General features: G+C 60.8%; 26 protein-coding genes. 5 read left to right on the top strand and 21 right to left on the bottom strand.

What is annotated here, in order from left to right:
• Window positions 1-12 precede the first annotated feature (12 nt).
• From GB927_RS31305 to GB927_RS31285, 5 genes are all read right to left on the bottom strand, one after another.
• Window positions 13-1932 carry a hypothetical protein gene (locus tag GB927_RS31305; protein ID WP_256121154.1) on the bottom strand — a complete coding sequence of 640 codons (1920 nt, stop codon included), beginning with the start codon at window positions 1930-1932 and terminating at the stop codon, window positions 13-15.
• Window positions 1933-1939: 7 nt separating this feature from the next.
• Window positions 1940-3088, bottom strand: coding sequence for a phosphoribosyltransferase-like protein (locus GB927_RS31300; RefSeq protein ID WP_256121153.1), 1149 nt, complete (start codon window positions 3086-3088; stop codon window positions 1940-1942).
• Window positions 3085-5028, bottom strand: a complete 1944-nt coding sequence (locus GB927_RS31295) for an HAD family hydrolase (protein WP_256121152.1) — start codon at window positions 5026-5028, stop codon at window positions 3085-3087. Before GB927_RS31295 ends, GB927_RS31300 begins: the two co-directional genes overlap by 4 nt.
• 397 nt (window positions 5029-5425) lie before the next feature.
• Window positions 5426-5839, bottom strand: coding sequence for a helix-turn-helix domain-containing protein (locus GB927_RS31290; protein ID WP_256121151.1), 414 nt, complete (start codon window positions 5837-5839; stop codon window positions 5426-5428).
• Window position 5840: 1 nt separating this feature from the next.
• Window positions 5841-6143 carry a hypothetical protein gene (locus GB927_RS31285; protein WP_256121150.1) on the bottom strand — a complete coding sequence of 101 codons (303 nt, stop codon included), beginning with the start codon at window positions 6141-6143 and terminating at the stop codon, window positions 5841-5843.
• Window positions 6144-6559: 416 nt separating this feature from the next.
• On the opposite strand from GB927_RS31285, the gene GB927_RS31280 reads away from it, so the two are divergent.
• Window positions 6560-6778 carry a hypothetical protein gene (locus GB927_RS31280; protein ID WP_256121149.1) on the top strand — a complete coding sequence of 73 codons (219 nt, stop codon included), beginning with the start codon at window positions 6560-6562 and terminating at the stop codon, window positions 6776-6778.
• A gap of 10 nt (window positions 6779-6788) precedes the next feature.
• Here the strand turns inward: GB927_RS31280 and GB927_RS31275 are convergent, their stop codons facing one another.
• Window positions 6789-9365, bottom strand: coding sequence for a relaxase/mobilization nuclease domain-containing protein (locus tag GB927_RS31275; protein ID WP_256121148.1), 2577 nt, complete (start codon window positions 9363-9365; stop codon window positions 6789-6791).
• The gene (locus GB927_RS31270; protein WP_256121147.1) at window positions 9355-9723 is read right to left on the bottom strand and encodes a MobC family plasmid mobilization relaxosome protein; all 369 of its coding nucleotides are present in this window, start codon (window positions 9721-9723) and stop codon (window positions 9355-9357) included. The genes GB927_RS31275 and GB927_RS31270 overlap by 11 nt, the downstream gene beginning before the upstream one ends.
• A gap of 483 nt (window positions 9724-10206) precedes the next feature.
• On the opposite strand from GB927_RS31270, the gene GB927_RS31265 reads away from it, so the two are divergent.
• Complete coding sequence (locus GB927_RS31265) at window positions 10207-10890, top strand: ParA family protein (RefSeq protein ID WP_256121146.1); 684 nt, start codon at window positions 10207-10209, stop codon at window positions 10888-10890.
• Complete coding sequence (locus GB927_RS31260) at window positions 10887-11267, top strand: hypothetical protein (protein WP_256121145.1); 381 nt, start codon at window positions 10887-10889, stop codon at window positions 11265-11267. Before GB927_RS31265 ends, GB927_RS31260 begins: the two co-directional genes overlap by 4 nt.
• 20 nt (window positions 11268-11287) lie before the next feature.
• Here GB927_RS31260 and repC read toward each other — a convergent pair whose 3' ends face one another.
• From repC to GB927_RS31235, 5 genes are all read right to left on the bottom strand, one after another.
• The gene (repC, locus tag GB927_RS31255) at window positions 11288-12502 is read right to left on the bottom strand and encodes a plasmid replication protein RepC (RefSeq protein ID WP_256121144.1); all 1215 of its coding nucleotides are present in this window, start codon (window positions 12500-12502) and stop codon (window positions 11288-11290) included.
• A gap of 198 nt (window positions 12503-12700) precedes the next feature.
• The gene (gene repB, locus GB927_RS31250; protein ID WP_256121143.1) at window positions 12701-13705 is read right to left on the bottom strand and encodes a plasmid partitioning protein RepB; all 1005 of its coding nucleotides are present in this window, start codon (window positions 13703-13705) and stop codon (window positions 12701-12703) included.
• On the bottom strand, window positions 13702-14916 hold the full coding sequence (gene repA, locus GB927_RS31245; protein WP_256121142.1) for a plasmid partitioning protein RepA: 1215 nt from the start codon (window positions 14914-14916) through the stop codon (window positions 13702-13704). Before repA ends, repB begins: the two co-directional genes overlap by 4 nt.
• A 543-nt stretch (window positions 14917-15459) precedes the next feature.
• On the bottom strand, window positions 15460-16320 hold the full coding sequence (locus GB927_RS31240; protein WP_256121141.1) for an N-6 DNA methylase: 861 nt from the start codon (window positions 16318-16320) through the stop codon (window positions 15460-15462).
• A 107-nt stretch (window positions 16321-16427) separates the two neighbouring features.
• Window positions 16428-18464, bottom strand: coding sequence for a ParB N-terminal domain-containing protein (locus GB927_RS31235; protein ID WP_500809275.1), 2037 nt, complete (start codon window positions 18462-18464; stop codon window positions 16428-16430).
• Window positions 18465-19035: 571 nt separating this feature from the next.
• On the opposite strand from GB927_RS31235, the gene GB927_RS31230 reads away from it, so the two are divergent.
• Entirely contained in the window at window positions 19036-20352 is a 1317-nt protein-coding gene (locus GB927_RS31230) for a Y-family DNA polymerase (protein ID WP_256121139.1), read from the top strand.
• Window positions 20309-20563, top strand: a complete 255-nt coding sequence (locus tag GB927_RS31225) for a hypothetical protein (RefSeq protein WP_256121138.1) — start codon at window positions 20309-20311, stop codon at window positions 20561-20563. The genes GB927_RS31230 and GB927_RS31225 overlap by 44 nt, the downstream gene beginning before the upstream one ends.
• A 396-nt stretch (window positions 20564-20959) precedes the next feature.
• Here GB927_RS31225 and GB927_RS31220 read toward each other — a convergent pair whose 3' ends face one another.
• The 9 genes from GB927_RS31220 to GB927_RS31180 all read right to left on the bottom strand — a co-directional run bounded on the left by GB927_RS31220 (window position 20960) and on the right by GB927_RS31180 (window position 25735).
• Window positions 20960-21136 (bottom strand): hypothetical protein, encoded by a 177-nt coding sequence (locus GB927_RS31220; protein WP_156334192.1) that lies wholly within the window; start codon window positions 21134-21136, stop codon window positions 20960-20962.
• A 4-nt stretch (window positions 21137-21140) separates the two neighbouring features.
• Window positions 21141-21710, bottom strand: coding sequence for a hypothetical protein (locus GB927_RS31215; protein ID WP_256121137.1), 570 nt, complete (start codon window positions 21708-21710; stop codon window positions 21141-21143).
• An 83-nt stretch (window positions 21711-21793) separates the two neighbouring features.
• Window positions 21794-22234, bottom strand: a complete 441-nt coding sequence (locus tag GB927_RS31210; protein WP_256121136.1) for a DUF3846 domain-containing protein — start codon at window positions 22232-22234, stop codon at window positions 21794-21796.
• 797 nt (window positions 22235-23031) lie between these two features.
• Window positions 23032-23457, bottom strand: coding sequence for a type II toxin-antitoxin system VapC family toxin (locus GB927_RS31205; protein ID WP_256121135.1), 426 nt, complete (start codon window positions 23455-23457; stop codon window positions 23032-23034).
• Window positions 23457-23711, bottom strand: a complete 255-nt coding sequence (locus GB927_RS31200; protein WP_256121134.1) for a type II toxin-antitoxin system Phd/YefM family antitoxin — start codon at window positions 23709-23711, stop codon at window positions 23457-23459. Before GB927_RS31200 ends, GB927_RS31205 begins: the two co-directional genes overlap by 1 nt.
• A gap of 299 nt (window positions 23712-24010) precedes the next feature.
• Window positions 24011-24319: a hypothetical protein gene (locus GB927_RS31195; RefSeq protein WP_256121133.1), complete on the bottom strand. Its 309-nt coding sequence runs from the start codon at window positions 24317-24319 to the stop codon at window positions 24011-24013.
• Window positions 24316-24501, bottom strand: coding sequence for a hypothetical protein (locus GB927_RS31190; RefSeq protein ID WP_256121131.1), 186 nt, complete (start codon window positions 24499-24501; stop codon window positions 24316-24318). Before GB927_RS31190 ends, GB927_RS31195 begins: the two co-directional genes overlap by 4 nt.
• A 29-nt stretch (window positions 24502-24530) precedes the next feature.
• Complete coding sequence (locus GB927_RS31185) at window positions 24531-25322, bottom strand: hypothetical protein (RefSeq protein WP_256121130.1); 792 nt, start codon at window positions 25320-25322, stop codon at window positions 24531-24533.
• 92 nt (window positions 25323-25414) lie between these two features.
• Window positions 25415-25735: a DUF736 domain-containing protein gene (locus GB927_RS31180; RefSeq protein WP_256121129.1), complete on the bottom strand. Its 321-nt coding sequence runs from the start codon at window positions 25733-25735 to the stop codon at window positions 25415-25417.
• Window positions 25736-25898: the final 163 nt, after the last annotated feature.

The following is a 25898-nucleotide window of genomic DNA, read 5'->3' as shown; positions in this document are numbered from 1 at the left end:
AGTCTCGAGCCATCATGACGCCTCTTCAGTCAAACGCACGAGGTCCTCGACACGCCGCTCCAGGAAGCCACCCCTCTTCAGGGTCAACCCGCTTCGGATCAGCAAGACGCCGGACAGCTCCACGAGGCACCAGTTGCGGTTTTTCGTGCTGTGATTGGGGATCAGCACAAAGGCATTGTATGCGACCCCGAACTGCAGAACCTTCGCTAGGTCCGGATACAGTTTCGGGATCTGGTCGAAGTCTTCTTGGGGAATGCCGAAGGCGTTCGCGCCACCGTTCAACGGAGCATTGCCTTCGAGGCTCTTGACGATACATTGATCCGCGATGCCCTGCGATAGTCGACGGACAAGGTGATGGAGTGGGAAATCCCAACCGCGTATCATCTCGTCGGCGCGCTCTCTCAAAAGGTTATGCTGGACTTGACTGGAGAGGGTCGGCGATTTCGACCGAATGAGTTGTGTCTCCGATTGCGCAACGAGCCGAGCCGCCAAGTGGAGAAACTGCTCGGCGTTCTCGGAACTTGCGTCACACAGCGCATCGATGCCGTAATAATAGGGACGATCGAACTGATGGAGGAGATGAATCCTCGCGCCATCGGCTACTGCTGCGCCCGCGGTCAGCGGCTTTGACGGTTCCACGTCCACTTCCGGCTCGTCTTCGAAAAGGCCGCGCTGCGGCGTTCTGTTCGCGTAGCGCTCCAGAAGAATAGAGAGCAGCGATAGCTTCATATCCTCGGAATTTTCCCCGCCTTTATCGAGATAGTCGACGACCTCTCGCTCAAGGATTGCCCGCCGTTCGGCGGTGATTGAGTATCGGCGCTGGATTGCAGCAACCTTCTTCGCCAGTTTCTCGACCTTGGAGGGCGCTAGCGTTTCGATGTGAGTTGAAAGTAGATCGCCAAGCGTGTTGAGGCCCCTCCGATTGAAGACTTCCATTTGGCTGAGATATCGCCCGGCCATGTCCTTTGCCATTTTGCGGAACGCGCGACGCTGGCTCGCGCGCCCCTCGCTGCTTTGCATCCAGATGGTCGTCACCTCTCTGGCGCGCTTCAATCCAGGCTCATCCTCTTCAAAAACATTCTGCCCTTCGATCAAAACATCCGCCGGTGCGAGTGCATCCAGGCGGGTGAGGATCCATCGTGCAACCCGAAGCTCCCGGCGGGCGAGCCACCGCTGGAGCGCCAAAAGCTGGCTCGGGTGCAGGTAGTGCGCGTCGTCGAACACGACGAGTGGCGTGAGCTGAAGGAATTCATTACCGTCCTTCACCCTAAACGCGTCAATGACGTCGAGAGGACGATAGGCGGTGGCGGCGGCGTTCTGTTCGACCTCATCTATATCGGGTGGCACCAGCGCCGCAGAAATCTCATAGATCGCAGTTTCCATCTCGCGCGCCCGTCGCTGCAGGCCGACACCGTTGGCTCCGCCGATCGCTTCAAGCGCCGCCTCCGCGTCAGGTCGTGCAACAATGTCAATGTCTTCCAACGGAATACCGGCTGCCTGCGCATCTCTGAGCCAGGCCAGAACAGCGCGCGCCTGAAGGAGTGCCACGGTAAGCGAGGCCTTAAGCGTGTCCGGATAGGGAAACTCCCAGAACTCGCGATACTCGCTCTCGAGTGAGATCCGGCACCCGATTACGGCAGGTTGCCCGTCCTTGATCGCGCTACAGGCGGAAAGACCATCGATGAGGTTCTTGTAAGTTTCAAACCCACGGTTTCTCAAAAGGATCCGTAGCGTCGAATACTTAAAGAGACGCGCCAAGGTGGTCTTGCCACTCCCAGGCGTTCCAATGACCATCGCGAGGCGGTCGTAGAGCCTCCCCTCCTGGGCTGGCTTCTCGAAGAACGTCGAAAGGGGTTCCGGCGTCACAACTGCCAGAAACGCCTCGTCCTGCTGGAGATACTCCGTTGCGCGTTTCTCAAACGGGTTTACCAAATCTCACCTATACATGTCTTTGCCGGCGCCGAAACAAGGGGCTCATTGGCGGTGCATCCGCACCCCCCTCGCATTTTCCGCCGTCGGTCTCCGCCCATAGCAGAGCTACGGAATTGTTTGGAGTATTGTGGTCGAGGATTAAGGGAAGGGCGCAGCCGCCGTAACCGAGCCCAAGATGTGTTTTGCCGCCAACGTCAGTGTGCTTTGTACGAATTGCCGGGTCATAATAGGTTTTCGTCAGTTCAATGAATCTTTGAAAGTCATTCCCATGAGCGTCGATCGGAAGCGCCTCAGGGAGGATCGTTCCGAAAGAGAAATGAACTTCCGACGCCCAGCCGTCCGACTGCAACGCCGCTTTTGCCTGCGCTGCTCGTTCTTTCATAACCGTCGAGGCCGCGTGCGTGCCGATGTAGTGGTGAATGCAGAGATGCCAATTGTCCGCAAATATTTGCTTTCCATCGAGGCTCTTTCGAGCAAGCTCGATCGATTCCTTGAATTTCGTCAGCTTACCCGACCACTTCTTTTTTTCGTCGTTGTACCGAAGAAAGGACGTGCCTGTGCCCATGAAATCGTCGATCAAATAGACGAGCTTGAACTTGGCTTCCTTGTCCTGAAGACCATCCTCAAGATTGCTGAGAAGGTCTTGCCATTTTTCCGTGTCCAGCTGGGTTGAGACCACCAGCTGTTCGTTGGTTAACAGTCCGACATTGCTGTGGCGCAAACCGTCGATGCGTGCTCCATCACTCAGACCCATGAATAGCGTCTGCCGGCGCAGACGCTCGACTGCCTTGCTCGCCTCTTCGTCTGCGTAGATGCGATAAGGGGGAATGCCGCGCTCCTGTGCAACCATCCGCACCAGCCTGTCGCGCACTATCTTCGGATAAAGCTGTTCAACCAGTCTCTGCATTTCACTCGGTCCGACATAGACAAGCGCATTGCGGACAAAATCGTAGGCTGTCTTTCTCTCTTCCGCGATATTGAACTGCTGAAGCCAAGTTGCGAGGCTTTCGATGAAACGCATACCGGCCTGGAAGTCGCGATAGCCATCGTATTTGAGACGCGCCATCAACCGGAGCCAGTCGAACTCTCTCCGCGCTTCGTCATCGTTCCATTGCATGATTTCGCTGAGGACCCTCAGGCCGAGATCTTCATTCACCGGAAAGTCCCCTTACGAAATCGCAGACCACCATCAACGGCTTCGAGTGCCTCGAGATAGTTTCGAGTAACCGCTACTCCGCGTTGCCCGGGTTCCGCGAGGTTCCAGCAGGTCATTGGATCGACGCTGACCTCATCGACGCTGAGACCCATCGGGGCATTCAACAGGTCGTAGTCGTTGCCAGGCCAGCGGCCGCGGTCGCCAATCGTGAGAATTTGACGGCCCGGCAAACGCTCCTGAATCTGATTTATGACGTTGGTTTTGCTGACACCACTTGCAATGATATCTACAGAATGGCTTGATCTGGTAACGATGGCCTCCCGGCAGCCGGTGCGCAGGATCAATTGGTGGACAATGTCCCAAAGTCGGTTCTCGGCCATGAACTGACGGGGTTCGAGGGTAATCTGGTAGCGTCGGTTCGTCTGCTTTGCAGAGCCCGCCAGCTCATCGCTCGTGGCGAAGGCTTCAGCCAGGTCTTTGAGTTCCGGGCATACTTCATCCGTCCCATCGGGCACGCTGTCGTCACTGAGCGTTCCGATCATTGCGCCGTTGTAATATCCAATGAAAACCCGTGACCAGAACTCCTCAGGAAGCACTGCCCTCAAGTCCTTCCTGACTGACACTCCTCGTCCGGTGGCGATCGCCAACGTCGCGTCACTTCTTGCGATCTTCTCCAATTCGGCGACGATTTCAGGACGTGCCGGATGAAAGCGATGTCGTGTATCGACAACCGTACCATCATAGTCGAGAATTACGCCCCCAAAGGTAGTTGACTGCAGCTGGCCAACAAATGTGGCCAGCGCATCTTGCCAGTGAGATAGCGTCTTTCGTTCTTCGAGCCGTCGGATCGACTCTCCGGTCTTACGTTCGATCGCGGCATTGGCACTTTTGGCCCGAACCTCTGAGGCTTTTTTCCGGCCTTTGCTCGGAAAATTGAGATGATACAGCTTTCGACCGAAATCAGGGACGCCTGGCTGGCCAGGATCTATGGCCCGCGCAAGACCCGCCCAACCTGTAACGTGTAGCGCTGCCAGCAGAGACCCCAGAAGCACGGCCGGCCCTTGACCACTAATCTCGAGCTTCGCAATCGGGATCTCTGTAGGAATCAGGGCCAACGTTCGTTCGGCGATCGCCCTGTCCTCATCTGTGATGAACGCGAGGACTGCGGTTTCCTGCCCACGCTTAGCTAACCAATGATGGCGACCATGGGCAAAGTTTCGATAGTCCGCCAGTTGCACTACGCCAAGGGCCGCCTCCGTGAACTTCGATTCCAGATCGACCGCACCAATCTTTGTCGAAGGCCCGTATAGCACAACCGTAGTGGACCGGCCCCAAAGCACCTCGGCGGCATCCCGCCAACTTTCCACCCGACCTGAACTGCTGTCCGCAAATGGCTCGACGGTGGAAGCGACATCTTCCCAGGACGCGATTGGATCAAAGACTGAAGTGTACGCGCGGGCAAGCAGGGCCGAAAAGCCGACGAGGGAGTTCGTCGCAAGGAAACCGTCTTTTCCTGCAGGTGGCGGAAACAATAAAAGATCAACGAAGGGGTGACGTTCGCAAATTTCGGTGATCGGGCTGCCGGGCCGGCCACACATCACGGCGACCTGCCGATGTTCTCTCTCAATGAGGGAAACCGCAGCGGCATTGATATCGACGTTGCTTCCTCCAGCGCTTAAAAGCCACTGACTGACGGACACATCCAAGTTCGCGTTTGCTGCTTCGAGCGGAGTTTGAACCAGGCCAGGCTTGCCGGTGAATGACTGGTGCAACGCTGCGAGCACATTTGCGGCCGTCAGCGACCCTCCAGATCCGATGGCAGACAACGGCGAGAGGCCGGCGGTCTTGACCGCATTTTTCAGGGATTCGATGTCAGTCGAAGCTGACCATCGAAGGGTTTCCTGCAATCGAGCCAGTTCAGAAGCGTATGGCTTTGCCATTGAAATCTCCCATCAGTTCAAAAAGGAACATAACGGGAACATCTTCCCATTTCCACTGCAAAGTACGATCAGTCTTAAGCGCAAGATGGTATGTTTGGGAGTCCATCCTTTAGCTTGCGAACGCAAGAAGCCGCTTTATCAACAGTTGCATTTATACTGCCCGCCTCCGGAAACGCTGGACTCGGCCAACTCTTGCCCATCGCGCAAATGAAGGCATGAAAAAGCCCGGTGCGGGAGGAGATGCACCGGGCTTCGATTCTGACTGACAACTGGGAGGAGGAGGGTTGTCAGTCGCCCGGAGCCGCTGGGAGGAGGAGTGCAGCTCCGACAATCTCAGTGTATGCTGCAATGCAGCAAATTTCAAGAAGCCGTCTCACGAATTTCCATACGGGCGGTGCTAAAGGCCGGGGTCTTTCTCCGCGCTGGGCAGAGCGGCGGCGAGCGCCGTGACCAAGCCAACGACTTTTCTGCGCATGGTTTTTGAGCTGATCCGCGCGAACGCCACATTGAGGTCGCGCCCCTCGTTGGTGTCGATGAAGCTGACCAGCTCGGGAGCAGCGGCCGCGGCGGCTTGACCAGCATCAAATGTCGATCCCAGAAAGAAGAAGGCGGGCGGGACGCCAAAGGTCTGCGCGATCACTGCTAGGCGGCTCGAACTGACCCGGTTGGTGCCTTTCTCGTATTTCTGAATCTGCTGGAAGGTAACGCCGAGCCTCGCGGCCAGGGTATCCTGGCTCATGCCCACCAGCCGGCGCTGCGCCTTGATCTTTCCACCGACTTCCACGTCGATCGGGTCGGGGATCTTCGCCATTTCATTCTCCTCCGATCGTCTCGATGATGTGGTAGCTTTTGACGATGGCGCCGACTCCATCATTGAGCAGCGCGAGGATGGCTTCCTTCGTCACCGGCACGGTATCGATTTGCTCAAGCCGCATTGGCGGGCAGTCGTAGCCCGGCTCGTGAGCAACCGCATCGCGCAGCTCGACGATTGCGGCGCGGGCGGCCTCGGCGTTTCCGAAAAACGCATCGCCAATACCATCGTCGCGCCAGCGCGCTTCCACCCGCTGAAGCTCGGGCGAATAGGTATACAATGTGAAGGAGGGTGATGCTGACACTCGGTTTCCTCCAAGAGCTTGCGGTACGCCCCCGCTACTGCTCTTTGACCCCTGGTGATCGGGGAGTTGGAAAACCGTGTACACACGATCCCCACGGCCTTTAGTTCGGAGAACCTGTTGCATACGCCGCAGGCTCCCCGACCATAAGGTCAAGGAGATAGTGCCGTTGCAGGTCGGCACTCGTACCCGTGTACAAGGGTTTCCACGCCCTAAAGCAGCGCGTCACTGCTTCACCCGTGAGTCTAGGCGATCACGCGGCGCGGCGCAAACATTCAGACGCAAAAATGCCGAATGAATTCAGTCGCAAGGTCAAATTCTGAAGACGGTTCCCCCGATACCCGCCAAGCGATATGGCTGGAATTCATCAAGAGGGAAACTGACAGCGGGTTGTGCTGCGCCGACGGAGAGTAAACGCCATGGATGAGACCACTGAGACGATGACGATCTCCAACCGGAGCGATTTCGCCCTTTGGGCCATCGAGCGGGCGAAGGCGATTGTCGCCGAGGAGGGCGGCAACCTTGCGATCGCTACCCGAGACCAGGGCGATGATGAGATTGCCGCCTCGGCCAATGCGCTTGGCCAGGCCATCGTCAACGCCCTCCTGGAAGTGTTCGACGGCCTGATGGAAGAGTAGATTCGAACGGCTACCGTTCGGCTCCGTCCCTATCGTTGCCGCGCTGGCGCTCCTGTTCCGCTTGCCGGAGGATCTGCTGTCGCTGCTCGTCCTGGGCAACTTTCGACGCACCGGCCTGTTCTCGTGCCGCGCGAGAAGCGCGACCGGCGGCGATTGCCTGCTGCTGGGCGGCAATCGCGGGATCGACGGTTGCCGGCGCCGGCCGGTCATGGGCGCGGGTCTCGTCGACGCGCGCCGGCGCCGGCGTGCCCCCTGCCCCCGCTGTGTCGGTGACCGAGCGCATCTGTTGCATCTGGATGTCACGACGCTGCTCTTCGAACAGCGCGGAGATTTCCTTGCGCATCTCCTCGACGGCCTGACGCTCTGCACTGCTGTCGACCATCGTCTCCAGGCGGTCCATGGATCTATTCGCCCGCGAGACGCGCTCGTCGAACTGTTCCAACGATAGGGGCATAGTCTTCTCCTTCTGCTGTTGGATGGTTGCGATCAGGGTTTTGAATTCCGCCAATGGCTCGTTCGGCGGCGCACCGGACCGCTCGGCCAAGGCATCGAATTTCTTCTGCAGCCAAGGCGACGGCGCACCATGCTTCGCGGAGCCGGCTGCCTCGACAACGACGGCGGCGCGCAATCCATGCGCCAGCAACCGCGCCTGGATATCTCCGGCGACGGAACGCATCTCGGGACCGGGGCCGAACTCCTCGTTGTGCTTGGCCAGCTCGCGCTCGATCTTGCTGACGCTCGCGGTCGTGGGCGCCAGGATCTGGACGGACTTCCCCTCGGCGGAGATCAACTTGGCCTCGATGCCGACGGCGCCCTCGATAACGACAGCCACCGTCTCGCGTTCCAAGGTCTGTTCGACTTCCAACCGGAGCAGGACGAAGCCGCTGGCACGCGCAGCAGCTTGCGGCGCTTGAGCGGTGGCCGCGGCTGCGAACCGGTCGGCCGCCGCGATCACGGAAGGCGCCGCGCCGGCCCGCTGCAGGGCGCTCGCGGTCGCCTGCCATTTCGGGGCAAGCGCGAGGTTGCCATTGGTGAGCGACACACGGTCGACGACGCCGGCGCGTTTTCGCTCGACGCGATTGGTGACAGCCGCCGTCTTGAGATAGCGGGGATCTTGTCTGCCGCGCTCATAGGCGCCGGCCTGCGCCTGGCTATAAGGCCGCGTGGCGGCCACATCCGCGCGCCGGGTGGCGACCATGGCGATGCCCTGCTCCCGCGCCTTTGCCGCGAAGCGCTCGCGCCATTCGTACAGCTCCGGTTTGGTGAGCCGCAGCGCCTTGCCGACATCGTCGCGCGCCGAGATCATCGCATGGACATGAACATGGCCGGTTTCCCGGTGATACGCCGTGATCCAGCGGTGACCGGCAACCTGCTCGCTGAGGAAATCCCGGACGGCGCGGCTCATCGCCTCCGGCTCGGTTCCCGCCCGCGCCGAGAAGATGATATGGAAAGCATTGCGCGGCTCGACGGTGCGAATGTGCGAGGACCAGACCCGCCAGATGCCATCGGCCTTTTCCTTGACGCTGGAACCGCGCTTTATCGGATCGCCTTCGCTGGTGGTGACGGCCTTCTCGGTGCGCAGGAACTTTTCCAGAAAGTAGCGGCCGGATTTCTCCGAGACGGCTGCACCGAGAATGCGAACCTCGGCCGAGACGCCGGCATGAGCCAGCCGGCGCGCGAAATTGGACTCTGCATTTTCCAAGGCGCGCGCCGGCCCCTCGCCTTTCTCGCGTGCCTTTAACGCGCCGGCGATTTTCTTCGCCGGCAGATCGGTCACCGCATAGATCGAGACCTTGCCATCCGGATGCCGCGAATAGAGGAAGGGCTTCGACCCGAAGGCGGCGTTCAGGGCATCGTGGAGCGTGTCGTCGTCGACCTCATCGGAAAGGGTGACGGAAAAGGTCGCCAGCGCGTTGACCGCATAGGCATCGCGAAAATCCGCGCCCCACTCCGCGAGCGCGGCGGCGCGCTCTTCGCGGCTGGTGATGGCAAGGCCATCCTGATCGTAAACCGGGATATCCACCTTGCCCTTCTCGCCGATTTCGTTCTCGACTTCCCGTGTGCCAAGATAGGTCATCAGGCCAGCAGCCGACGCCCGGCTCGATACGGTCGACGTCACCTTGATCACCACCGGCTGCGCACCGGCGGCGATCGCCGCGCGGCTCGCCGTCTCTGCTTTGGACCTGTCCTTCGCTGCGCCCCGCGCGCTCAGAGGACGGGCGACACGCGGCGCTGCTGCAAAGGACGCCCCGCCCCCTCCCCCGCCGGCCAACTTCTCCAGCTCGTCATCATCCCCCCTCTGGTCGCCTGCACCCAAAGCTCCGACCAGCGCAATGACGCCCTGTTGCGATGACAGCGGAGCTTGCAGGATCGACACGATTGTCGGCTCGCTTCTCGACACCGCGCCAGGGTGCCCCTTGCTCGCGATGCCCTTGGCTACAAATCGGCGCGGCGGCTCCCCGCCCGACAGGGCGACCCCGATCGCGCGCCGGCGACGCAACTCCTCTTCCTCGTCGATCAACGACGTGGCGCGGCGGGCGGAAAAAGCCTCGATCTCACTAAGCAGTCCGGACCAGTCATGCGCCACGGCCAGCTTCCCTCCGCTCCTTGCGGCTGATCCGCAGCATCAGATCGACGTCGGCGCGCAGCCGGAACACGCCATCGAGGAGGGTGCGCAGGGCCGCGTCGAGATGCGGTTCGTAACCTACGCGACCCTCGTTCATCGCCCGGACCGCCTGGTTGAGGTTGATGCCGATGCGCCGCAGCTCCTCGTTCGTCCCCCGCAGGGCGTCGGCCTCAGCTGGCCCCACCGGGAGCGGAAGGCCCGCCTGTTCGCGAAACAGCAGCCGGATGACGTCGCTGGCGGTGCGCCCTTCCTCGCACAGCGCGGCGAGCGCATCGCGCTCCTCTGGCTGCAGTCGGACCCTCAACACCTCGCTCCGCATCTTTTCCTTCCCGCTTGCCAGGTTGCCGGAGGCGACCCGGAGCGCCAGAAGGCGCGAACCACTGCCCTGCCGGAGGCGGGGCGACGTCGAGTTTGTACCACAAACTTGACTATCCTGCCACAGAAAACTAAACTATATTTTATTCAACAGATGCAGCCTCATAGAGGCAGGCGCTCTCGACTCACCCGACACGACCGGCGCCTATGCCAAAGCGTCTCCCCATGAACAATTGCCCGTTACCCGCGCTCTGGTTAACAGTGACATCGCGGCTAATTGGCAATTATCCATTAACAACGGTTAGTTACCAGCGGGAAATTGATCATTATCAACGGTCAATTGATGATTGCCCGTTCACCGTTGCCCGTTGTCGGTGGGCAGTCATCAATCGTTAATCAACAATGGTCAACGGTGAACGGGCAATGACTTCGTTGCGGAAAGAGAACTAGAGAGTTAAATATAGTTTATCACAATGAAGGAGCCATCATGATTGTCACCATCGCCAACCCGAAGGGCGGGACCGGAAAGACCACGCTCGTCCGGGCGCTGTCAGGCACCGCCGCCCATGCCGGCAACGACGTCTTCCTCATCGATGCCGACAGCCGGGCGAACACGATGCGCTGGGTCACCATGTCGAAGCAGGTGAACGTCTGGCCGGACCGGTTGGAAGCGGAAAGCTGCCTCGACCCGAACCGGATCTACAAGCTGGCGCTGGAGCGCCAATTCGAAGGAAAGATCGTCTTCATCGATATCGAGGGAACCACGAACGAAAACCTGTTCGCCGGTCTCTACTGCGCCGACATCGTTCTGATCCCGCTGCAGACGACCCAGGACGATGTGGTGGCCGGAATGCAGCTCGCGCTGAACCATATCCCGGTGGTCGAGGAAGACCAGAAGCGCAAGCTGCCGGCGATGATCGTCATCAACCAGCACGATCTCGTCACCGGCCGCGCCAAGGCCCACGAGCCTCTGCGCGAAATCCTGCGGGAGAGCGGCGTCGCCCTTTCGACGCAGCCAATCGCCCGGCGCGCCGCCTATCAGTCGATCGGCGCCGCCGGCACGCTCCAGACCGCCACGAAATCCGACCCGAAGGCCATCGCCGAGATGGAAATGCTCCTCGGCGAGCTGCTCACCCTCTACAGGTCGACGGCGAAAGAGGCTCTGCTATGAGCGAAGGATCGGACAGCAAAAATCTCGTCCTCGGGCTGATCTCGACCGGCCGCGACCGGCCATCCGTTCGCGAAAAGCCCATGGCCTCTCCTCCCCCGGCGAAAACCGACGGTGATGGCGGCGCAGCGCCAATCGCGGCGGCCGGCCGGACCCAGTTCCGCGACCTGGTCGCCAAGGGCGAAAGCCGCGATCCAATCGCCGGCAAGCGCTTCCGCGATACTGAAAAGGTCACAACCGGCATCCATATCCGCGCCGAGGTCCACAAGAAGCTGAAGATCCTCGCCGCTATCGAGCGGCGCAAGTTCAACAGCTACATCGAGGAAGCCATCGATGACTATCTCCTGAAAATCGCCGCCCGGATCCCCGACATTTCCTGAAACGGCCGAGAAGCGGGCGATCATGCGCTTCGCTTCTCGCCTCCGCCATTCGCCCTGAGCGCGGCCATCAGCATCGGCCCAAGGCCGAATTCGCCGCGCGCCGCCTTGCGGGTGAGATCGCGCAGGTAGCCGCCGGGGGAAGTGATCTGTTCGGCGCGCTCCAGGATGCAGGCGACGGCAACCGCGGCATTTTCAGGCCCCATCACCTCGCACGCCTCCTGATAGGCCGACGGGCTGACGCCCAGCATCGACCGGACCATGACGGCGGCCCCCATCAGGTCGCGCCAACCGTCTATTCGGCCGCCCGCCGCGTAATCGGCAATCTGCCGGCACGCTCTCAGCACCATCGATAACGGGAATGCCTTCAGCGGCTCGGCGATCCGTTTCGGTTTCTGGCTCGGCTTCTCGCCCCGCTCGTTTCCTGAGCGAGGTTCAAGTTCACGGAAGGATTCGGGTTTTGAATTCTGTATGTGACGACCGTTATGGTGGTCATTGACGTCCGTTTTTTCTGCTTTTACTTGAATTTCCAAGCGGTTGATGATTTCCTCGCGCAAAAGCACCATTTCGTCGAGCACCGCGTCGACGTCGTCGCGGTGAGGCGAGCGCGGGAGACGCGCCAGGAGGCCGGTGAACATAGCTTCGATCGTCGCCCAATCACCATCAGCGCCCTCTTCCATGGCTGCGGAGATGAGCTTACGGACATCGCGCCGGCAAAGCGACAACGCTTCTTTGGCGCGCTTGAACTGAAGGCGCTCTGCGGCGACCTGCTGCGCAAGGCTGGCCAACTCGCTCGCACGGGCAAGCAGGGGCGCCAGGCTGAAGCCAAATGCGGCCTCGATCTCCCCTCCCCTGCCCCGGTGAGCATAGCGCTTACCGTTCGGGCTATCGCGACGTTGGATCAAACCGGCGTCCACCAGCGCCGCGAGGTGTCGGCGCAAGGTCGTGCCGGCAATGCCGTGGGCGCGCATGGACAACTGGCTGTTTGATGGGAACACGACCAGGCCGCCGCTTTCATCGCAAAGCTCGTCGCTTGGATAGAAACTCAGCAGCGCCTGCAGCACCGTGATTGAACGATCCTGAAGGCCGAAAACGTCCTTCGTCTCGGCGATGTCGTTGAAGACCTTCCATTTGTTGACCGCCTTGCTCGGGCGGCGATCAGCCGTTTCGAGCTGGCCTCTCACCAAGGCAAGCGTCATCGGCCGCCCGTGTGGCGTTGCTACACGTCCTATCTGCATTTTCCTTCACCTCTCAAAAGGCAAAAGAAATCCACTCACCAAAACGGCGCCAAAGACTCTTGACTGTGATTCGTGGAAATGCGATTCTCTGGGTGCTTAGATCAGAGGAAGACTTCCACGGCGGTAACGCTTTGGGGGTCTTTTTCTTTTGCGGCGGTCTCTCCTTCCGACCAATTGATTTTCTCAGCCGAAACCCGCTTACTGCGAAGGATCGGCCGCGTTGAACTCACGCATCAGCTCCGGCATTCGTTCTGCCAGCCACCGCGCAAAGACCTGCTCCTTTTTCGGGATCGTCACGGTCGTTCCCGATAAGGTAGACTTCATGCGGCCGAAAACGCGGCCGCCCATAACGAAATCAAGAATTTCTTCCTTAACGTGTTCTTCCACCTGAGACACCGGCGACGTAGTCGCACGCATTGCCTGGGAAATACGCTCGGCACCATCTGCCTGTTGAAACTCCGCCGTGGGGACAATTTTTCGGACGGCGTCAACCTTGCTCGCGTCTTTCAGCAGCTCTGCAAACGCAGTCCATTTCGGGCGACCCGCTGCCTGTGCGCGGCCTATTGCAAAGATGATGTCTTCCGGAATCGCGGACGTTACGCGGAACATTTGTGAGACCGTGACCTCGGATAGCCCCATGATGGAAGCTGTTTCACGCTGAGAGATGCCGCTGCTTTTCAGCTGCACGGCCCACATAGCTTTTTCGATCCAGCTGAGATCCTCTCTTGGACCATTCTCAAGCGTCTGCTCCTCGATCAACTGGCGATCGGTCAGGTCTCGCACATAGGCCTTGATCTTGATGGTTTCAGGACGATCAGCTTCCGCCATGATCGCCAAAATGGCGTCGCGCCTACGGCGCCCATAAGCCAGTTGATAGTGATCGCTCTTGGTTGGATGAGGCCGGACAAGGACTGGGATTCTCTGGCCTTCCGTGGCAATTGAGAACTTTAAGGCACCGAATTTTTCATCGGCTTCCGCATCGTACTCAAACCTGTCCTTGAAGGGCGAAGCGTCCACTTTCGACGGATCGAGAGAAACAATGACGTCTTCGCTGAGATGGGAAAGCGCCCTTCCCACGTTGGAAATGACTGGCGACGAGTGGCGACGAGTAAGTCCAATCCTGTCGGTCCCATCGCTTGCGGGAGCCGCATCACCGCGATTTTCGGCATCCGCCGCCATCCGTTGGAGTATGCTCTTCTTCATGCGCTACGCCCCCAAACCTTGTGAACGAGTTCAAGGATTTCGAAATTAACGCGGTCGGCGCTCTCGATGGCCCGCTTGAGCGCTTCTCGGCCAACCTCGCCCGCTTCAAGCTCGTAAAGAGTCTTCTTAGCGACCGCCGCACCGGCGATGGCGGTCGATTCCAAGGCATCGGCAACCAGAACGTCGCTTCCAAAAAGACGGCGCATAACACCCGCCATATATTTCTGCGGCCCATCGTTCGGATTTACGCGAGTGAGCAGGAAGCGGAAAAAGTCGTGCTCGAACCGGGCACCGAACTGCGCCAAGGTTTCACTGAGATCGGAAATCATGATGAGAAACTGATTGCACGACGCAACATCCAGCATGGCGGGATGGACCGTGATGATCAGGGACGTAGCCGCATAGAGTGCTGCAAGCGTGGAATAGCCGAGCGACGGCGGCGTATCGAGAATTACGATGTCATATCGATCCTCTACGCCTGAGATCGCATTGTTGAGCCGTTCAAAGAACAGACCGAGATCATCACGATTTTTCTGCGTGAGGTAGGAAGGGGTGTCGAACTCAAAGTCCATGAGTTCCAGGTTTCCAGGGACGAGATCGACACCCGGAAAATACGTGGTCCGGATAACGTCTGCCAGCGGCCGCCGGTCGTTATCGTACCGGATCGCAGCATAGGCCGTTTCATTCTCGCCAAGATCGAATTCTGGCTGGAGGCCGAACAATGCCGTCATCGACGCTTGGGGGTCGAGGTCAATGCAAAGAACGCGATAGCCTTGAAGGCCAAGAAAATGGGCAAGGTGGATGGAGGTCGTCGTTTTGGAACTGCCGCCCTTGAAGTTCGCTGTCGCGATTATCTGCAGTTTCTCCCCCGCACGACGATGAGGCAACAGGGTTTGGGCATCGTCCGGACGAAGCTCCGCGAGAAACGCGCGTAGCTCTTTCACCTGTTCAACGGTATAGGTGCGTCGATTATTGTCGGCCCGCTCAGGTACTGGCCCCTTCCCTGCGATGGTAAGCTGCCGCAGCGTGCTTTCAGGAACATTCAGCAGTCGAACGAGGTCGGTCGTCGAGAATGTGCGCGCGAACGTCTTCTTCGCGGTCGGCGGATAGAATCCTTCGCGCATTTCATGCAGTTCCGCCGACAGCTTCGACGTATAATTGCCGATCTTCGATGCGGTATCGGTGACGCTTCGAGAAGCCGGTTGAAGCATTTATTCCTCTTGACGGTTTTGGACGCGATACGCGATCATTTCCGTCATGGATGCCAGACAGAATCCGATTCTTCAAGGTGTTTTTCGTTAATGAACGGTTAACGCAGGCAGCGTGCGGAGGCACACATATCTCTATTATGGAATTCGAGTGATCAGAAATTTGCGACTTAACAGCTGTTAAGTTCAGCTGAGACGGCACAGCTTTTTCGGCGATATGATTGGCCGCATCGGTCGGAACTTAACAGCTGTTAAGTCGCAAAACCTCGTGCTGATCCACGAATCTAACCCGCCCAGAAACCCACAGACGCGAGGTCTCGTCCTAGGGAGAGGGATAGGGGTTTGGGGAAAGGGAGGAGGGAACCGTCCCCTTTCCCATGGGTGGGTTCAAGGGAGGGGCTTGCCCTTCCCTTTGGGAGGCGGTTTGGAGGAGGGGGCTTGCCCCTTCCTCCATGGGGGAGAGATTGAGAGGGGCCGGCCAGCCCCCCTCTCGAAGTAGCTCCGGCCGGTCAATCCGGTCGGAGCTTCTAGCCTGTACCCTGCAATTCAGAACAGGCGCAGTTGCCCATTCCTCTCGATGACCGGCGAGGATGCCTCTTCCTTCGGTGCGGCGGAGCCACCCGCGACCACGGCAGCCCGGCGCGGCGCAGCAATGGGAAGTGCCCCCTCCTCTGCCCCTGCCCCGACGTTTTCCCTTGCGTACCGCAACTTGGCAGACCACCCGCCCATGACATGGGCCATCGTGTGCCATTCCTCCCGAAACCGCATTGCCAGACTGTCGCCCGCGATGACGGTCGCCGGAATATGCAGGAGCGAAAACTGGATATAGGCCATGTGGACGGCGCGCGGGTCGATGTCCACGGCGGTCACATGGAGAAGCTGCTGGTAGTTGAAACCCGCCTCAAGGATGGCTTCGGCCAGCGCAATGATCATCGCTCCGCTGCCCACGGCTGGTTCCTGCGCGAGCATGAAACCGCGCTTGGCAATCGCCTGCTGCACGTCCTCGGCGCTCCCGGCGGTGATCCGGGCCATCAATTGGCAGATGGGATATGGCGTGAAGAATTGCCCCCTCGCCTTGTTGTGCAATTCGAGCGCGTGAAACGTCATGCCCAAAATGTCCTGCGGCTTCTCTTCCAGCGCCATGACCACTTCGCCCAATATCCGTGAGAAATTGCCCATCGTTTCGCTGTCATACTTTCGGGCGATTTCGAGATAGCGCACCTCGCGCTTCTCGAAGTTCACCAGATCGACGGCGTTGCTCATGGAAATGGCGGAGCATTCGCACCAGTCGCCGAAGACGGTGTAGAGGTCGTGCTTATAGCGGCAGGTTTCAAGCAGCTTGACGATGGCATTGAGACGGGGAGAGGTCATGGGATCACCTGGGACGGGCAGGGCCGCAGGGCGCATTTCGCCACTCGCCGGGGCGATGCCCGGCGTCTCATTGCGGCTGGTTTTCGGAAATTCAGCGAAAGGTGCAGGCCGCGCCGGAGACTGGCGCGACCTGCCGCAACCGATTACTCGGCTGCTTCGGGGAACTGCTGGTGTTCGGCGTTCGGCTTGTCATCGATGTCGAACGGGCAAACGCCGTCATCATCGCCATCGGCCTCCGCCATCCGCTCGCGCTCCTGCTCGGCGGTGAGAGCAATCCGCACCGGCGCGGGCAGCCATCCGGTCCCGGTGATCTTCCGTTCCGCATATTCCACGGCTTTCGCCTTCTCCATGCCGGGAACGCCGAGCGCGAAATCCTCGCCAGCGGCTTCGGTGACCGCCTGCTTGATCCCGATCTTGCTGATCCGGCCGAAGTAGTTTTCGCCGGTCGGTTCGTACCACTGCGTCATGTCGATCTTGAGGGCCTGTGCCAGCCGTTCGGCATGGGCGCGCTGCGACTTCCGCTCATAGTGCGGGTGTTGCACTGCATTGACGGACTTTGCCGCCGCATAGGCCAGGAGGTCGAGAAGCGTTGACGTCGGCTGCTCAAGGCACCATTCCAGAAGATCGCTCGGCCTGCCCGGAATGGTATGCCCGTAGTTTTCCTTGAGTTCGTCCAGCGCCACGATGCCCTTGCACTCCGCTGGATTGGCAATGCTGTTTTCCAGCCGTTCGCTTTTCACCGTTACCTCAAGGGACGTGTACTCATTGCCGCCGTAGTTGCCGAAGAGGTTCACCAGCATGGCATGCACCACGACGGCGAGGGCGACGTCCGGATTATGCGCAAGCTCGGCCCGGATGGCGGCGGTCTTCTGCGCCGTAAGCTCCTGCACAAGCAGGGCAGGAATTTTGAACGTCGGTTCGGGGCGCTGTTCGGGCTGCTGTGCAACCGTCATCTCACCTGCCTCCGTCTCCTCGTTATCGCCTTCGGCGCTTTCGTCGCCGTCTTCCCCCTCGTCTCCGGCCTCGACTTCATCATCGGGCCGGACAAGACCGCGCTCGATTTCGACGTTGCCGTAATAGTCCATCGTGACATAGCAACCGGCCTTGGCGATGTCCTCCGAGGTGTAGGCTTCCTGCGCCGTCGATAAAACCGCCAGCCTCGCCCGAATGGCTTCGATGCGCGGCTCGGCCTCGCCGTCGGCCACCCCTTCCTCGATCTGCTCCGCCAGCTCGTCATGTTCGTGTTCCAGCCGTTCCTCCTCTGCCTGTTCCTCGTCTGTCAACGGAACGTCGGTGGGATAAACGCGGTGCATGCGATGGGCTTCGTCCGGGATGACCGGCACGACCTCCACCCATTTCCAGCCTTCCCGGCGAACTGTTTCGGCCTCGGCTTCAAGCCGGTCGCCGACAAGCTTTTCGACAAGAGCGACGTCTAGCGCGTAGCCGCCGTTCTGCTCATCGAAGAGATCGCGCTTGACGGCTCCACCAGCGGCTTCATAGGCGTCGAGCCCGCCGATGAATTTCACGCGCTTGTCGGTGGCCTTTAAGGCTTCGCCTTGCAGGGCCGCACGAATGGCGCGGTGATCGCAATTCCACGACGGCAAGCTATTCCAGACTTCCACCTGCCTTTCGTGATCATCAGACACGGTGAAGGCCGTAAGCTGCTGGAAGCTGATATTTTCGTTGCGGTAAAGTTCGAGCAGGGCAGGGGCGACACGGCCCAGGGCGAGGCGCTTGCGCACCATGACCTCGGTGGTGCCGAAACGGGCGGCGATATCCTCGACGGACTTTCCGGCGTCGGCCATGACGCGGAACGCCTCGTATTCATCGACCGGGTGCATGGCTTCCCGCTGCGTGTTTTCGATGAGGCTGATTTCGGTCGCCTCGGCGGCGCTGCGCTCCTTGCATTCGACCGCGAAATCCTTCGCAATCTCGCCCAATTCTGCCAGAAGGTCGAGCGCGGCATGGCGCCGACCGCCGGCTGTCACGAAGAAGCGCCCCCGTTTGTCGCCTTTGCGGACGACGAGGTTCTGCAGAATACGGTAGCCGTCACCGCGAATGGTCGCGGCCAGTTCCTCGATGCCTTCCTTGCTATAGGTCTTGCGCACGTTCAGAGGGTCGCGGTCGAGCTTGTTCAGCGCCACCATGATGGTTTCGGTTGCTGCATTGGTATCGGTCATTGTCGGTCTCCTTGGTTTCCCGTTTCCCGCAGGGGAAGCCCCCTTGGGCGAAGCCTCCCCGGTCTTTCCGGGGGAATGGCCTCTGACATTCCCCCGGACAGAGGGGGGAGGGCGCAGCCCGCCCCACGGCGGCGGTCGTTCGGGTCAAGGGGTCGTGGCGGGGAAAAAACGGAAGGTTTGGCGCGCAGCGGTGAAAGCCGTTTTTTTTCCGACGCGACAAGCGGCTTTGCCGCGCCTGCCCCTTGATCCGGGCGGCCGGCGATGTCAGGGGCGAGACAAACAAAGCGGCCCGGAACGGGCCTCGCTCGCGGGCGCGCAGCGCCCGTTGGACAAGCGATCGTTACCGGGATCGGCGGAGACGGCCTCCGGCTGGCTCCGTGCGCGCATAGAGCGCGGCCGACCGGGACGGGCGGTGGCCCCTCCCATCCACAGGATCACAAACGAGACGGATTGACTCTAAATCCAAAGCAGAACAAAATAGGAACATATACCCATCCCGAGCGATTATTCCTATGCGCGTATAAGCACATGGGCCGACCCTGCTCGCCCGATATTTCTTGCGGAGCCGGCCATGCGAAAACCTGACGACATCGAGCGGCTTTACCTTGATTTCGATGGGTTCTTTGCCTCGGTGGAGCAACAGGCGGACCCTCGTCTCCGCGGCCGCCCGGTCGGCGTCGTGCCGTTCGCCGGGACGGATCGCACGGCCGTCATCGCCTGCTCAAAGGAAGCCAAGGCCGCCGGCGTCAAGAACGTGATGCCGATCCGGGAGGCCAAGCAGGTCTGTCCCGACCTGATCCTCGTTCCCCAGAAGCCGGACCTATACCGGCGCGCCCACAATGCGCTGCTCTGCGAGATCGAAACCGTCATCGCCATCGACACCGCCAAGAGCATCGACGACCTGACCTGCGTCCTCGACGAAAGCGGCCAGCGCGACCCCGAGCTGCTAGCCGCCCGGATCAAGACGGCGATCGCCACGAACATCGGGACGTATATCACGAGTTCGATCGGTTTCGCGGCGAACCGCCAGTTGGCGAAGATCGCGTGCAAGCAGGGCAAAGAGGAGAGCCGGCGACTGGGCAGCTATGGCAATGGCCTAGCGATCTGGAGACCTTCGGACATGCCCGCGCCGCTGCTGCGCGTCGCGCTGAAGGACATTCCGGGCGTCGGCGCAAGCATGATCGGGCGGCTGGCGCGCAACAGGGTCTTCACCACCGCGGAGCTTTATGCGCTCGAAGCCAAGCACATGCGCAAGATCTGGAACAATGTGAACGGAGAGCGCCTTTGGTACGCGCTGCATGGCTATGCCATCCAGGCACCGCCGCAGAAGCGCGGCATGTTCGGGCATGGGCGCGTCCTGCCACCCGAAGGCCGGACGATCGCCGGTGCATCCGAGATTTCCCGGCTGCTGCTGACCAAGGCGGCCCGCCGCCTGCGCCGGGAGAATTTCTACGCCGGCGGCGTCTGGCTTTGGTTGTCGGTGACGGATGGATCGTGGATGGGCAAGCACCATCTGGCCGTCGTCAACGACGACCAGGCCATCCTGTCCGCGCTGCGCTCCCTTTGGGCGCGCGTGCGCCGGGACTATCCGCGTGGCGTGACCATCTTCCGGGTCGGGGTCACGCTCTATGATCTCTCGCCGGCGGACGAACGGCAGATCGACATGCTCGACAATGACGATGCTGATCGGCGGAAATGGGAGAAGGTGAACAGTGCCGTCGACGCACTAAACACGCGCTATTCCGGCACGATCGTCAGCCTTGGCGAATGGAAGCCCCCCGCCGGTGGCCACGCCGGCGGCAAGATCAGCTACACGCGCATTCCCTCGGCGGGGACTTCTGGTGATGGGAAACTGGAAGACGACGATCCAGGTACGCGATCTGGCTGATGACCAGAAACTTGAGCTGGTTTGCCGCAAATGCGGACGGCTCACCTATATCGATCGCGCCATTATCTGCGCGGAGGTGGACCGCTCGCAGCTCTATCTCGATGAGATCGAAGTGAAGGCGAGCTGCAAGAAGCGCGGCTGCAACGGCCGGATGCGGCTTGCCATGGTGCGGTTGAAGGAATTGAGCGGCTTCGTCGGCGGTCTCGCATAGCGCAGCGACACTGCGTCGGGGGAGGGGAGGGCGCAACGCACCGGACGCGCCGCCGCGACGTGAAACGAGTAGGCGCGATCCTCGGATGATGGAGAGCATCGGAGAAATCAGCATCGCGCCGTCCGCAGGGCGGGATTTCGGGAATTCTCGTCGCGCGAGGGCGGATAGAGGGCAGCCGCAGGAGGCTCAGCATAGCGGCCCGCAGGGCGAGCCGGGACCGACTGCCCCCGCTCGCAGCGCTCCGCTTTTTCGGGGGCGGGCAGGGAGTTCGAGGGGTGGGGCTTCGGGGCACCCCTCGTCCTGTTCCGCGCCGCTCGACGCGGCAAGGGACAGGCACGCGGCATGGACGGGCTGGCCCCGTCTCCCGAGCCGGCCATGCCCTCCGCGTCAAGGCCATCAAACAAGGCGCTGGCGAATCCGGTCCTCGATTTCAAAGCTCCTCTCGCAGATATAGGCTTTGCTATAGCCTTCGGCCTTCAGCCGGGCGATTTCCTTCGCTACCGCCTGCGCAAACTCCAATTCGGTCGTTTCGGTGGTTCTGTCGCGGGCAGCGCTATTCGTCGTGTTCTCCATCAGACTAGTCCTCTTTGTCGTCTATCGGCGTCACGTCGCGCAATTCGATGAAAATCACCTTTTCGCTGCGCTCCTGACCAATCAGGTCGAGATTGATATAGACGTAATCGGCGAAGGTCGGGCTGCACAATCGCCAGACCACGCCGACGCGCCCGACGCGGCGTTCGTTGCTGCCATCGATGGACGGCGACGTGCCGGTGATGCGCACGCGCTGACCGAGCCGGAGCCAGTTCGCCGCGCTGGCGATCATCGCGGCCTTTTCCTCCGGGGTCAGCGACTTGCGGGTCGTCCGCGCCCAAGGCGTATGGGGATCAGCGGCGAGTTGCTGTTTCTGCTCGTCCGGCGAAAGATCGTGAAACCGCGTGATGTCATAATCGAGCGGCCAATCCTCTGCCTTGGGCGGCTTCGGATTCCGGTGGAAATGCTCGGTCGCTGGCGCGCCGAACATATCGGGCTGAATACCTGCAAGCCGGCGCTGGCGCTGTGCGTTGCGGTAGTCAGCCCGCCATCGACCTTCGGGGGTTAGAGTAGGGGATTCGGTTTCGCCTAAGGCGCTCCAGTTCTTCCCGGTCATCCATGGCGGGTTCCTCCGGCGGTATCGCTTCGTCTGGCGGGGAGGGGAGCGGGACGGCAGGGCCGCCCCGCTTCCTTCATCGCTCAAGCCTCGGCGGCCTCCAGAACCTTCGGCGCGCTCCGGTCGAGGATGATTTCGACGCGGGCAATCTCGGCCGCGATGACACCGGGGCGCTCTGACACCACGATGACGGGGCGAAGAACCGGACGGGCAATGACGAAAAGCGCGGCGACCGCCTCGATAGCCTCGGTTACGTCCGCCAGCTCGCCGAGCCTGTCGGATTTGGTGACCAGAAGATTTCCGGCCAGCGGCGTGGGCGCCCCCGCGACTTCCGTGAGGCACGGCACGGTGTCACCCAGTCCGTTGTCATCTACGATAATGTCGAGACCGTTCACCCGGACGATGTCGATCATGTCGCATTTCACGAAATCCTTGATCTCGGCATAGCTGCCCTCAAGGTTGATCGTCACCGGACGAATGGTGCCTGCCATCGGCTCGATCAGGAAGGCTTTGACTGTGCTCATTTTCTGTCTCCATGTTTCCCGAAATCCCGAAGGGAAGCCCCCTTGGGCGAAGCCTCCCCGGTCTTTCCGGGGGAATGGCCTCTGACATTCCCCCGGACAGAGGGGGGAGGGCGCAGCCCGCCCCATGGCGGCGGTCGTTCGGGTCAAGGGGTCGTGGCGGGGAAAAAACGGAAGGTTCGGCGCGCAGCGGTGAAAGCCGTTTTTTTCCCGACGCGACAAGCGGCTTGCCGCGCCTGCCCCTTGATCCGGGCGGCCGGCGATGTCAGGGGCGAAAGAGATGATGCGGCCCGTCGCCGGGCCTCAGTACCGGGGGCGCCAGCCACCGACGGACAAGCGATCGTTACCGGGATCGGCAGAGACGGCCGAAGGCTGGCTCCGTGCTCGCATAGAGCGCGGCCGACCGGAACGGGCGGTGGCCCAACAGAATACCGAAGAAGATCACCATCATGGAAAAACGCCCGTTTCCCACGAGGCTCCGGAAAACCCTACGGCGCAATTGGGGAGCGCGGGTTTCCTCCGCCTGCTCCGCTCACCGGCAAGGCCGGTTCGCTGCGGCCGCGGCCGCGCCGTCCTCACGGCGCTACGGCTGGAAAACGGGCTTCATCACCGCAAAACAGTCGGAACAAGAGTGTGGGCTGACAGAAACCGATTGCAGCCCCGCGCATAGGCGCAAAGGATCGAACACGTTCCAGGCGCAGGGCTACAGCCAACCGTGTTGGTTGGAAGCGAAAGCATGAATCGATTTCAGAATCTCTTTCCACCGCTGAACATGACGGCGGGACCGAATCGTCGGAATGCTATTCCGAGAGGTCCCACGGATTGACGAGCGCGACACCCATGCCGTCAAAATCTCTCACATTGCGCGTCACCAGGGTCATGCGACGGGTGAACGCCGTCGCCGCGATATAGGCGTCGTTGATAGGCTTTGGATCAGGCACATGCCATCGGGCCGCCTGAACGGCCGCCGCCTCGTCCAGAGGCAGGATACGGCCTGAAAACGTCGTGAGGACGATGTTTTCGAGCCAGTTGCGCAATACTTTGCCGGCGGCGGGATCATTATGCTCCACCAGCCGCACACCAATCTCCAGTTCGTGCAGCACAACAGAGGAAATGAAGGTTTCGGCCGGATCGACGGTTTCGTTCCAGACCACGACGTTGGGATGCGCCCTGCCGCTCGCAACCTTGCGCAACTCGGACACGACATTGGTATCGAGCAACAGCATCAGGACAGATCGACCGGCTGGGCATGCTCGGTTCGCTGCGGAAGAGGCAAGTCGACGTCTTCCGCCCCCGGCGCGGCCAGCATGTCACCGAGCGTCCGCATTTTGCCGGTAAGTCGCTTGTACTCGTCGAACGACAAGAGGACATGCGCTGGCCGCCCTCTGTCGGTGATGATGACAGGCCCTCCGTTGGCGGCGCGCTTTGCGCGGCCAAGGTCCTGATTGAGTTCCCGGCCTGAAAGTGTGGTGATGCCCATAACAAGCCTCCAACAATTGTGGTTACGTAACCACATTTAGCGCGAATGCGCCGGAGTTACAAGACGCGACAGCGCCGCGCGCGATGTCCAATGCGAATTGAGACAAAATCCCAAAACCAAGGGAGCGACAGAAATCCGTATCGTCCCCTGACGCGAGGGCTTTTCGGGGCGGGAAGGGGAGGGCGAGGGGAGGGGCTTTGGGGCTCCTCTCGTACCGCATCGCGTCCGCTCGATGCGGGTGCGAAGCGGTCACTGGCGCTGCTGCCCCTCCGCGTCGGGAGGAGGGGCAGGCGGGTTTGCTACCGGATGAAACCGAGCTTCTCGGCGATGGATGGCTCATAGTCGTGGCCCGCCTCTGCCAGCATTGCGATCATGTCCGCATGATCGAGATCGCGGACCTCGTAGCGCTGCCGGCGTGCCGCCTCAATGATCGCTTCCAAGGTCGGGAATTCCTCCAAGAGCGTGCCGAGCCAGATTTCCAGCGTGCCGAAATCGTCGTCGGCCTCGAAGCCCTGAAGAAAGAAGGTGCGTAACGGCGGGTCGAAGCCGATGACAGCCTCGTCGTCCGTTCTCTCGCCTTTCAGAAGGGTAACGGTGTAGCGGCTCATTCGTAGGCCTCGCTTTGCAAATTCCACTCCGTTGTCCACTTTGGATCGTCAAAGTCTGGAACCTCGGCGCTGCCATTCTGGAACCCCTCGATGGCGCTCTCGTGATCTGCCGCATCGACTTCGACGTTAATGAGGCGCTCGGCGCGGAATATTTGGATGATAGTGACTGTCTGCTTGCTCACTGGAGATTTCCTTTCCGTTCGGGCCATCGTCAAAAGGCGAAAGCGGCTTGGCCGCTGGCCTGCATGTAGGTGGCGCTATCGCCCGCCGCATAACGCTCGCGGCCCAGCGCAGACCACTGGAGGAAACCGGCGCGGTCATAGCGAAGCCAGCCGTCCTCGATGCCGAAGATCATTCCCCACGCCTCGGCCTCGGCGGACAGGCGGCCGGTATTGATCGGCCAATGCTCGCTGCCCTTGTCCTGACGGCAGACGCTCGGGGCAGAGAAAGCGCGGATGGTGGCGCTTCGGTCGCCGGGTTCGCTCGCCCCGACCGCGCCCATGACCTTGCGGGCGTCGGCGATGGAGATATAGCCCGACGCCTTTTTGTCCTCGTGATGGGAATAGCGGCACCCGAAGGCCACGGCGTGCATGATGCACTCTCGCTCCGTGAATTCCCGCGTCGCCAGCAATTCGCGCCATTTCCGCGCCGTGATCAGGTCGACGGCGTGCCACCAGCGCGCAGTCGGGCCGCTCGAATAGCCGTGGCGGTTCGGTGCGCCGTTTCGGTCTATCTCGTACCCCAACAGGTTTTCGACATGCCGCACATAGGGATGGTCGGCCAGCAGGGGATGGCGAAGCCCGATTTTGCGCGGCTGCGTTCCATCGGGAGGGCAAACCTCGATGGGATGCCGGAACATGCGCGACGGCAGGTTCCACGGCTCGGGCAGCTCGAAGCCATGCGGGACAGCCAGCGAATTTTTGATATCGAGAAGGCCAACGTTGGGTGCAAAGCCCTTTTCCACCAGCGCATCGCCCAGCGTGTCGGTGTTCGGCGTGTCCACGATTTGCTCCTCCTGAGTTCATCCTTGAAGGTTCGGCTTACGCCGAAGGGGATCGCTCCCCTTCGGGCAGGGCCAGTGTTTCGGTCGCGCCATTAATCCCACGGAATGACAGCCATGAGGTCTTCGTCGTCCTGACCGGGGAACCGGCCAAGATTGGCGTTGAGCCTGCCGTGGCCCGTGCTGACGGAGAGGCTGAGATAGTCGCCGCCGTTCTGGTTCTTCTTCTTCCAGATACCGCCGAGTTCTACGCGTCGGCCGCGAGGGGACTTGGCAAAGATGCGGTAGACCGGGGCGTCCTTGTTGGTGCTGGCATAGGGTTCGCCGGCGACGTCGATGTCATAGGCGATGGATGCGATATTGCCGCTGAGGGTGCCGTCTTCGTTGAAACGGATGAAGTTGGAAAGTTCGGTCATTGTCGGTCTCCTTGGTTTCCCGTTTCCCGCAGGGGAAGCCCCCTTGGGCGAAGCCTCCCCGGTCTTTCCGGGGGAATGGCCTCTGACATTCCCCCGGACAGAGGGGGGAGGGCGCAGCCCGCCCCATGGCGGCGGTCGTTCGGGTCAAGGGGTCGTGGCGGGG

Source organism: Shinella lacus, assembly GCF_010994755.1.
GTDB classification, from domain to species: Bacteria; Pseudomonadota; Alphaproteobacteria; order Rhizobiales; family Rhizobiaceae; genus Shinella; species Shinella lacus.
The sequence above is the reverse complement of the archived record's forward strand: the minus strand, read 5'-3'. Positions and strand labels throughout refer to the sequence as shown.

Excerpts from the sequence above, each read along its gene's own strand:
- GB927_RS31280 (WP_256121149.1), top strand. The coding sequence starts at position 6,560 with ATGGATGAGACCACTGAGACGATGACGATCTCCAACCGGAGCGATTTC.
- GB927_RS31230 (WP_256121139.1), top strand. The coding sequence starts at position 19,036 with ATGCGAAAACCTGACGACATCGAGCGGCTTTACCTTGATTTCGATGGG.
- GB927_RS31260 (WP_256121145.1), top strand. The coding sequence starts at position 10,887 with ATGAGCGAAGGATCGGACAGCAAAAATCTCGTCCTCGGGCTGATCTCG.
- GB927_RS31235 (WP_500809275.1), bottom strand. The coding sequence starts at position 18,464 with ATGACCGATACCAATGCAGCAACCGAAACCATCATGGTGGCGCTGAAC.
- GB927_RS31265 (WP_256121146.1), top strand. The coding sequence starts at position 10,207 with ATGATTGTCACCATCGCCAACCCGAAGGGCGGGACCGGAAAGACCACG.
- GB927_RS31215 (WP_256121137.1), bottom strand. The coding sequence starts at position 21,710 with ATGACCGGGAAGAACTGGAGCGCCTTAGGCGAAACCGAATCCCCTACT.
- repC (WP_256121144.1), bottom strand. The coding sequence starts at position 12,502 with ATGCAGATAGGACGTGTAGCAACGCCACACGGGCGGCCGATGACGCTT.
- GB927_RS31240 (WP_256121141.1), bottom strand. The coding sequence starts at position 16,320 with ATGCGCCCTGCGGCCCTGCCCGTCCCAGGTGATCCCATGACCTCTCCC.
- GB927_RS31195 (WP_256121133.1), bottom strand. The coding sequence starts at position 24,319 with ATGAGCCGCTACACCGTTACCCTTCTGAAAGGCGAGAGAACGGACGAC.
- GB927_RS31290 (WP_256121151.1), bottom strand. The coding sequence starts at position 5,839 with ATGGCGAAGATCCCCGACCCGATCGACGTGGAAGTCGGTGGAAAGATC.
- GB927_RS31180 (WP_256121129.1), bottom strand. The coding sequence starts at position 25,735 with ATGACCGAACTTTCCAACTTCATCCGTTTCAACGAAGACGGCACCCTC.
- GB927_RS31225 (WP_256121138.1), top strand. The coding sequence starts at position 20,309 with ATGGGAAACTGGAAGACGACGATCCAGGTACGCGATCTGGCTGATGAC.
- GB927_RS31205 (WP_256121135.1), bottom strand. The coding sequence starts at position 23,457 with ATGCTGTTGCTCGATACCAATGTCGTGTCCGAGTTGCGCAAGGTTGCG.
- GB927_RS31220 (WP_156334192.1), bottom strand. The coding sequence starts at position 21,136 with ATGGAGAACACGACGAATAGCGCTGCCCGCGACAGAACCACCGAAACG.
- GB927_RS31200 (WP_256121134.1), bottom strand. The coding sequence starts at position 23,711 with ATGGGCATCACCACACTTTCAGGCCGGGAACTCAATCAGGACCTTGGC.
- repB (WP_256121143.1), bottom strand. The coding sequence starts at position 13,705 with ATGAAGAAGAGCATACTCCAACGGATGGCGGCGGATGCCGAAAATCGC.
- GB927_RS31270 (WP_256121147.1), bottom strand. The coding sequence starts at position 9,723 with ATGCGGAGCGAGGTGTTGAGGGTCCGACTGCAGCCAGAGGAGCGCGAT.
- GB927_RS31210 (WP_256121136.1), bottom strand. The coding sequence starts at position 22,234 with ATGAGCACAGTCAAAGCCTTCCTGATCGAGCCGATGGCAGGCACCATT.
- GB927_RS31295 (WP_256121152.1), bottom strand. The coding sequence starts at position 5,028 with ATGGCAAAGCCATACGCTTCTGAACTGGCTCGATTGCAGGAAACCCTT.
- repA (WP_256121142.1), bottom strand. The coding sequence starts at position 14,916 with ATGCTTCAACCGGCTTCTCGAAGCGTCACCGATACCGCATCGAAGATC.